We start from the raw sequence: 1694 nt of genomic DNA, 5'->3' as shown, positions 1-1694 counted from the left end.
GGAGACAATTCATAGATATCTTCTATTGCATTGTCATTGTTTATCCTAAATAAATCTTCTATGCTCAAACCTTTAAAAGTCAGGTCGGATGGGGTTAATCGATTTTCTTTTCTTTGGGATAGTTCTTTTATTAATATACAAAGATGTTCATGATAGGATGAAACCAATTTCTCAATGGTCTCCTGCTTGAATAAACTGCCTGAATAACCAATAGACATACTCAATTGGCCTGAAACCATCATCCCTGACACATCAAGCAATACATCACTTCCGACATTTGCCGGATCTTTTGAAGCACCTATGCTTTCACCTGAAAACTCAAATTGGGAATCCTCCTTCCCATCGGCATTTGAGCCAAAATCACCTAAATAGTTAAACTGGATGCTAGGTACCAATTCTTTTTCGAAAGGGGTATCCAAATATTTTAAAATTCCGTATCCAATACCTTTGTTGGGCACTTTTCGTAAAGATTCTTTTACCGATACAATCTCTGGGTGTTGGTTCTCAGAAATATCCAAAACAAAAGGATAGACACTGGTAAACCAACCTATGGTCCTGCTGATATCCACTCCGTCGATTATTTCTTCACGACCATGGCCTTCCATTTGCACAACACTTTTCTCTACTCCAAAGGTCTCTTTGATCCCCAGCGCCAAAGCAGTCAGTAGCACATCATTGATTTCGGTACTATACAAATTATGCACCTGAGTCTGTAACTTTTGGGTGAGTTCAATATCTAAGACAAACGACGATGATTCGTTAATGATGGCTTTATTACCTAAATCCTCAAAATCTTTAGGAAGCAATGCAACGGTGGTTTGGGAAAGGTTTTCCCAATATGTCCTTTCCTGCTGTTGTACGGCACTCTTGGCATAAGATTGCTGAAGGGAGGCCCACTTTTGGAAGGAATCCGTCTTCAAGGGAAGCTGGACCTCACTATTAGTCTCCAAAGCCTGATAAATCGTAGAAAAATCCTCCAGAAGTATTCTCCAGGAAACCCCATCAACAACCAAATGGTGGATGATCAAAGCCAATTGATCACCATTGTCCGTTCTAAAATGGCCTATATGAAACAATACTCCCGAACCAAGATTGAAACCTGATTGTAGGTCTTCACCTAATCTGTTAAGTTCCTCTTTCGGGTTTTTGGATTCCCTTAAATCAAAGAAACTGATTTTGAAACAATCCTTGGCGTCATCCAGATTGTATTGCTGCCATCCATCCTCTGCCAATTCATAGGACATCCTCAGCGCATCGTGATGCTTTACCAGAATTGACAGGGCTTCTTTTAACAATAAATCATTGATAGGAAGCTTGCTTTTAAGAAGGATCGATTGGTTATAATAATTTTTGTTTATTATGGTCCCGTCTTCAAAAAAAAGTTTTTGGATTGGGGTTAACACAACAGGCCCTTTTATGATGTCCTGACTGATAGCGGCAGTATCGAGCTGCACCAGTTTTGCCAAATCTTCAACAATAGGGTTGCGAAGAATACTATCGATTTTTACGGTATATCCTTTCTGCCTTAATCGGGATGCCACCTGAATGGATTTGATGGAATCCCCTCCTAAATTATAAAAACTGTCCTTGACACTTATTGCCTCTTGCTTGAGAACAGAAGTCCAAACATCAACTATAAGTTGCTCCTCTTTGTTTCTTGGGGCTACATAATCTTTTTTGATGATGTCTTCTCC

At 39.6% G+C, this 1694-nt stretch carries 1 protein-coding gene; it reads right to left on the bottom strand.

What is annotated here, in order from left to right; genetic code table 11:
- Window positions 1-1694 (bottom strand): condensation domain-containing protein (locus FN795_RS21335; protein ID WP_244290026.1); only part of this gene is annotated, 1694 nt, incomplete at both ends.

The sequence above is a fragment of the Flavobacterium resistens genome (assembly GCF_900182645.1).
In the GTDB taxonomy this organism is placed as follows: Bacteria; Bacteroidota; Bacteroidia; order Flavobacteriales; family Flavobacteriaceae; genus Flavobacterium; species Flavobacterium resistens.
The sequence above is the reverse complement of the archived record's forward strand: the minus strand, read 5'-3'. Positions and strand labels throughout refer to the sequence as shown.